The following is a 6,528-nucleotide window of genomic DNA, read 5'->3' on the forward strand; positions in this document are numbered from 1 at the left end:
CAGCCAACAAAAAGCCCGCTGACCGTTACCGGTTCAGCGGGCTTTTTACAGGGGATGGGTCCTGAATCAGGCCCCACCCAATGTCTTACAGTGCGAGGTCAGAAGCTGGCTTGCTCGGCTCAGCCGCAGGCTTGACAGCCTCGGTGGCTTTAGGCGCAGTCAGCTGCGGAATCGCTGGCGGAGGCGTCAGCTGCAGAATGTTGGCGGTGTAGGCCCATTCTTTAGCCACAGCTTCAGGGCTGTCGTTCAGCTTGGTGCCGTAGCTAGGCACGATCTGGTGCAGCTTTTCCTGCCAGGCCGGGGTTGCGACCTGATCCTTGAACACTTTCTGCAGCACGGTCAGCATGATCGGGGCCGCGGTGGACGCGCCTGGCGATGCACCCAACAGGCCTGCAATGGAGTTGTCGGCGGAGCTGACCACTTCGGTACCGAGTTTCAGGACGCCGCCCTGCTCTTCGTCACGCTTGATGATCTGCACACGCTGACCGGCTTGCCACAGGCGCCAGTCTTCTTTCTTGGCGTTCGGGAAGTACTCTTGCAGCGCCTTGAAGCGGTCGTCATCCGACAGCATCAGTTGGCCGGCGAGGTACTCGACCAGCGGGTATTCGCGGATACCGACTTTGGTCATTGGCCAGATGTTGTGGGTGGTGGTGCTGGTCAGCAGGTCCAGGTACGAGCCTTCTTTCAGGAACTTGGTCGAGAAGGTGGCGAATGGGCCAAACAGAATCACACGCTTGCCATCCAGTACGCGGGTGTCCAGGTGCGGAACCGACATCGGCGGGGCGCCAACGGAAGCTTTACCGTAGGCCTTGGCCAGGTGCTGCTCGGCAATCGTTGGGTTATCGGTGACCAGGAACGAACCGCCCACAGGGAAACCGGCGTATTCCTTGGCTTCAGGAATGCCCGACTTCTGCAGCAGGTGCAGTGCACCGCCGCCCGCGCCGATGAACACGAACTTGGCGTCAGTCGAGGTCTTGGTGCCGTCTTTCAGGTTTTTGTAGCTGACACGCCACGAACCGTCGGCGTTCTTGGTGATGTCCTGCACTTCGCTCGACAGTTTCAGGTCGAACTTCGGCGTAGTCTGCAGGTGAGCGACGAACTGGCGGGTGATCTCGCCGAAGTTCACGTCCGTACCGATCGGGGTCCAGGTGGCCGCGATTTTCTGGTTCGGGTCACGCCCTTCCATCATCAGCGGAACCCATTTCTTGATCTGCACCGGGTCTTCGGAATACTGCATGCCGGCGAACAGTGGGCTCGCTTGCAGCGCTTCGTAACGCTTCTTCAGGAACTTGATGTTGTCATCGCCCCACACAAAGCTCATGTGCGGTGTGGAGTTGATGAACGAACGCGGGTTCTTCAGGACGCCCTGCTGAACCTGCCAGGACCAGAACTGACGGGAGATCTGGAACGCTTCGTTGATCTCGACCGCTTTCGGGATCTCAACGTTGCCGTTCTTGTCTTCCGGAGTGTAGTTCAGCTCAGCCAGGGCCGAGTGGCCGGTACCGGCGTTGTTCCAGCCGTTGGAGCTTTCTTCGGCCACGCCATCCAGGCGCTCGACCATCTCCATCGACCAATCCGGTTGCAGCTCATTGAGCCACACACCCAGGGTTGCACTCATGATGCCGCCGCCGATCAGCAGCACATCGACTTTCTTTGCCTCTTCCGCGTGAACGGAGGTGATCCCCATCGACAAAGCCAGCCCCAGCAGGGCAGTGTTTACTTTTTTAAACATCAGTAGCACCTATGATAAAACGCCATCCGCCCCACTGCCCCTGATCGTGGGAGACCCTGAATCACGCCGCGTCAGGCAACGCACCGCAGGTTTCCGCATTCATGAGGGCCGCAGGGTGGGCACACAAGGTCGATGCATCGACCTCACTTTTATGTCCCTTCTGCGCTGACTTCTTATCATTATTGGCTTCAGCTACCTCGGTGACAGCCAAACGCCGGGACGTATACGGGTGTACGCACCGAAGAGAGACTAGACCAAGACGGCGCGCAGAATATCACGGCAAACCGCCGGTATGCGCTGTTTGGCCAATTGACAGCTCTAAATCGCGGGTTTTAGCCCGCCAGTGTCAAGCCTGGCAGGCGCGACGTGGCGTCACAGGCCGCTTGATGAAACTGAACACCATGGCAAAAGGCTGTTCTAGACACCTTCGTCGCTGCTTGCGTAGCATCGGCGGCTGTCCTTCGTGCACTTCCTCCATACAGAGTTACCCATGACTATCCAGCAAACACCCGGGCACGTGCTGCCCGCGCGCAGCGCCGCCAAGATGGAGGCTGCCATGGCCGTGGGCGCCTTCGCGATCGGCACCGGCGAATTCGCCATCATGGGCCTGATGCCTGACATCGCTCACAATTTGAATTTGAGTGAACCCCAGGTCGGCCACGCCATCAGCGCCTACGCGTTGGGCGTGATGGTTGGCGCCCCGCTGCTGGCCATCCTCGGCGCCAAACTGCTGCGCAAACACATGCTCCTATTGCTGATGGGCCTGTACGCCTTGGGCAACCTGGCCACCGCCTTCACCCCGACCTTCGGCTCGCTCGTGGCCTTCCGCTTTATCAGCGGCCTGCCCCACGGTGCGTACTTCGGCATTGCCGCCGTGGTGGCCTCGAGCATGGTGCCCAACGACAAACGCGCCGGTGCCGTGGCCCGGGTGATGATGGGCCTGACCCTGGCCATGCTGCTGGGCAACCCCATCGCCACCTTCCTCGGCCAGCACTTGGGTTGGCGCTCGGCGTTTGCGTTGGTGAGCGTGATTGCCCTGTGCACCATCGCGTTGGTCTGGCAGTTCGTACCGGATCGCCACGACGAGCCCCGCAGCGACCCGCGCAAAGAACTGCGCGCCTTCACCAAACCCCAGGTGTGGATGGCGCTGTCCATTGGCGCTATTGGGTTTGCCGGGATGTTCTGCGTATTCAGCTACCTGGCGCCGACCATGCTCGAAGTGACCAAAGTGTCGCCGCAGTGGATTCCATTCGGTCTGGCCGCGTTTGGCGTAGGCGGCATCATCGGCAACATCGCCGGCGGCAAACTGTTTGATCGCCTGCAATTTCGCGCCGTGGGCTGGATCATGGTGTGGTCGATGGCCGTGCTGATTTTCTTCACCTTCGCCGCGAGTTCGCTGTGGAGCGTGCTGCTGGGCATCGGCCTGGTCGGCACCATGATCGCCATGGCCGCGCCGCTGCAAATCCGCTTGATGGACATTGCTCATGAAGCGCCGAGCCTGGCGGCGGCGTCCAACCACGCGGCATTCAACCTGGCGAATGCGCTGGGGCCGTGGTTGGGTGGGATGGCGATTACGGCGGGTTATGGGTGGACCAGCACGGGCTACATTGGCGCGGCTACGGCGCTGGTCGGCCTGGGCATCTACCTGATCGCACGGCGTATGAAGGGCGGGCACTGAACCCGAGGAATAAACACGGGGCTGCAACCGTTATGTTATGGATAGGCCGCTGGTTGACCGACCACCCGGCCCCCTTCCATCGCTTATAAAAACAAGGGCCCCCATGGACATCACCCTCCCCCTCATCAGCATCCTCGGCGCTATCGCCGTAGGCGCGGCCAGCCCTGGCCCCAGCTTCGTCTTCGTCACCCGTACCGCCATCGCCCTCTCCCGCCGCGATGCACTGGCGGCCGCCATGGGCATGGGCGTGGGTGGTGTGGTGTATGGCGGGCTGGGCCTGCTCGGCCTGCAAACCCTGCTGGCCCAGGCGCAATGGCTGTACGTGATTCTGAAAATACTGGGCGGCGCCTACCTGGTGTGGCTCGCCGTACAACTCTGGCGCTCGGCCAAAAGCCCGCTCGTAGTGCCGACCACCACCGACGGCCGGCCACAGAGCGCGCGTAAATCCTTCTCCCTCGCGGCAGTTACTCAATTGAGCAATCCGAAAGCGGCGATTGTGTATGGGAGTATTTTTGCGGCGTTTTTGCCCGCCGATCCGCCAGTCTGGACATTTGCCGTGTTGCTGCCGGCGATCTTCGCCATCGAAGCCGGTTGGTACACCGTGGTTGCGCTGGCCTTCTCATCCGAACGCCCGCGCGCGCTGTACCTGCGGTCCAAGCATTGGTTTGACCGCACGGCTGGCGTGGTCATGGGCGCGCTGGGGCTGCGACTGATCCTCGGCTCGGGCCACGTTCAGGTCTGATCACTGTTCCGATGCTTCCCCGCCCCTGTGGCGGGGAAGCTTGCTCCCGTCGGGCGGCGCAGCAGACCCACGCGCTATCAGTCGTCGTGCATCAAGCCCGAACCATACTCCCCATAACTACTGCCCAGCCCACTGCCCCCAAAATTCATCTTGGCGGCTTTGCCCGGGCTATGGTCGCCAAAGGCCTGGCATCCCCCTGAAAAACAAGGGTCGCTGCTCGCGTCCGACGAGCCCGTCGAACAAGCGCTCAACAGCAACGTGCCGGCAATCATCACGACTTTGACGAGGTTGGAGATCATTTTTCAGTTCCCTGTGGGCTGGAGGTGCGGGCGTCCTCTCTTAGCGAGGATCGTAGACCTCAAAGGCGCAGGGAATGATGAAACTTTTCAGGAGGACAGCGCGGGTTCAGGCTGCCGCCTTTTAACCGGTCCCACCCATTCACAATTGATCAAGATGCTCATGAATATGCCGCACAAGCTCCACAGCGGCGGCACTCGCCGTCCCTTTTGATCTCAGCAGCGAAATCGCAAACGGCGGCAACTCCGGCAACTGCGCCTGCGCAGGCACCACGTCCAAACCGGGGGGCACTGCCGACTTCAGCCAGACCGACACCGCCAGATCGCTGCCCACCATCGCGCGTGTTGTCTCAAGGTTGCCGTTATCAAAGACCATCTTCCATTGTCGGTCCTGACCTTGCAGGGCCGTGATCACTGACTCACGAAAGGCACACGTCTCGGCGACCAGGGAGATCGCCAACGGCGTATTCAGGAAAGCCGTCCCCCCCTTGGCGCCAACCCATACCAAACGATCGATCGACAGGCATTCACCGCTGGCCCCAGCGGCCGCTTCTTCGATAATGGCCAGGTCCAATGAGCCATTGCCGACCCCGGTTTTCAGCTCCAGCGACGAGCCGCAAGTGAGCGACAAGTCCACCTGCCCATTCGCCTCGACAAACGCCTTGAGTATTGGCGCAATCCACTCGCCGGCAAGGTCATAAGGCACGCCCAGGCGCACCCGCCCCTGGAGGGCGCTGCCCTTCACGTCCGCCCAAATCTGCTGATTGAGCGCGAGCATTTGCTGGGCCTTGGTAAACAAGCGCTCACCGAGAGGCGCCAGGCGCATGCCCCGGCGGTCACGTACGAACAAGGTGCCGCCCAGTACCTCCTCCAATCGCCTGATCTGTTGGCTGACCGCTCCCTGGCTCACATGCAGATGCTGGGCAGCCACCGTCATGCTGCGTTGCTCAGCGACCACAACGAAGCTGCGCAGGAGTACCAGGTCGAGTGTCTGCATGGCATTAGCAACCCTAATTTATATCATTATAAACATTAGCTTTAATGCTACCGGGCAACAGGCTATTAAGTCGAGACCACCTCAGGAAACTCGTCATGTTCGGATCAATCCTCCCGCTTCTGCTCTTCGTAATGGTCGCCACCTTCAGCCCGGGCGGCGCGACCACCCTGGCAACAGCCTCCGGCGCAAACTTCGGCTGGGTGCGCTCCCTTCCATTACTGGCGGGCATCTCGTTTGGCTTGGCGCTCATGGCCGTAGCGGCGGCGGGCGGCCTGGGCAGCCTGATCCTGGCGGCGCCATCGCTGCAATTGGGGATGAAACTGGTGGGCTCGGCATATCTGCTGTGGCTCGCCTGGCAAATCGCAAAGCGCGGAAAACCGGGCGGCGCGGCGGTCAGCGAAAAGCCTGCAGGTTTTCTCACCGGCATCTGGATGCTCCTGCAAAACCCCAAGGGTTGGGCGATGACGCTTAGCGCCGCCGCCTCATTCTCTTCGCTGACACACGGGCCCGCATCACTGGCCCTGCTGCTGAGCCTGGTGTTTGGCGTGTTCTCCATGTGCTCGCTGACGTTGTGGTGTGGTGCCGGCCTGGCGTTCTCACGGCAGTTGAAGAGTGAACGGCAATGGCGTGTTTTAAACAGGATGCTGGGGGCGCTGCTGGTGGTGTCTATTGTGCCGATCTGGCTTTAAGGAGGTTGCCGCCTTGGGGTAAGGCGGCAGGGTTAGGCGTTAGGCTGTGACGGCGCTGGTTGCAGGCGCGACTTGCTCCAGGGCTCGGTCAACGAGTAGAGCACTCAGGTCGATTAGCTGCTGGATGCCTAGGACGATGGCGCGATGGGGTTCATCGAGGTCGAAAGCCAGGGTTGCAGCCATTTGGTTGACGGATTCCAGGTTTTCGGCGGCGTTGGCTAGGAGGGTTTCGGTGTCTATGTCGGGGCTGACGAGGAATAGATTGCTGCTTGGTTGCTCGGCGGATGCGTCGTCATCAGATGACGGCAAGTAATGATGGATAGCGCGCTGGGCCGCCGCTTGAAGCTTGGCATCAGTGGGGGCAGCATTTGAGGGGGGGTGTCAGAAATTTTGT

General features: G+C 60.9%; 7 protein-coding genes. 3 read left to right on the forward strand and 4 right to left on the reverse strand.

What is annotated here, in order from left to right:
* Positions 1-85 precede the first annotated feature (85 nt).
* Positions 86-1,732, reverse strand: coding sequence for a malate dehydrogenase (quinone) (gene mqo / locus HX855_RS10355; protein ID WP_177089229.1), 1,647 nt, complete (start codon positions 1,730-1,732; stop codon positions 86-88).
* A 490-nt stretch (positions 1,733-2,222) separates the two neighbouring features.
* On the opposite strand from mqo, the gene HX855_RS10360 reads away from it, so the two are divergent.
* Together HX855_RS10360 and HX855_RS10365 are read left to right on the forward strand one after the other, a co-directional pair.
* Entirely contained in the window at positions 2,223-3,410 is a 1,188-nt protein-coding gene (locus HX855_RS10360; RefSeq protein ID WP_177045626.1) for an MFS transporter, read from the forward strand.
* Between the two features lie 103 nt (positions 3,411-3,513).
* Complete coding sequence (locus HX855_RS10365; protein WP_177089228.1) at positions 3,514-4,152, forward strand: LysE family translocator; 639 nt, start codon at positions 3,514-3,516, stop codon at positions 4,150-4,152.
* A 77-nt stretch (positions 4,153-4,229) separates the two neighbouring features.
* Here the strand turns inward: HX855_RS10365 and HX855_RS10370 are convergent, their stop codons facing one another.
* Both HX855_RS10370 and HX855_RS10375 read right to left on the reverse strand, forming a co-directional pair.
* A complete protein-coding gene (locus HX855_RS10370) occupies positions 4,230-4,451 on the reverse strand; it encodes a hypothetical protein (RefSeq protein ID WP_177089227.1) in 222 nt (73 codons plus the stop codon).
* Positions 4,452-4,590: 139 nt separating this feature from the next.
* Positions 4,591-5,445 (reverse strand): LysR family transcriptional regulator, encoded by an 855-nt coding sequence (locus HX855_RS10375; protein WP_177089226.1) that lies wholly within the window; start codon positions 5,443-5,445, stop codon positions 4,591-4,593.
* Between the two features lie 95 nt (positions 5,446-5,540).
* Between HX855_RS10375 and HX855_RS10380 the strand changes: the two genes are divergently transcribed.
* Positions 5,541-6,134, forward strand: a complete 594-nt coding sequence (locus HX855_RS10380) for a LysE family translocator (RefSeq protein ID WP_177089225.1) — start codon at positions 5,541-5,543, stop codon at positions 6,132-6,134.
* Between the two features lie 39 nt (positions 6,135-6,173).
* Here HX855_RS10380 and HX855_RS33255 read toward each other — a convergent pair whose 3' ends face one another.
* On the reverse strand, positions 6,174-6,455 hold the full coding sequence (locus tag HX855_RS33255; RefSeq protein ID WP_178948000.1) for a DUF6124 family protein: 282 nt from the start codon (positions 6,453-6,455) through the stop codon (positions 6,174-6,176).
* Between the last annotated feature and the right edge of the window lie 73 nt (positions 6,456-6,528).

It is taken from the genome of Pseudomonas sp. IPO3778 (assembly GCF_013386825.1).
Taxonomy (GTDB): Bacteria; Pseudomonadota; Gammaproteobacteria; order Pseudomonadales; family Pseudomonadaceae; genus Aquipseudomonas.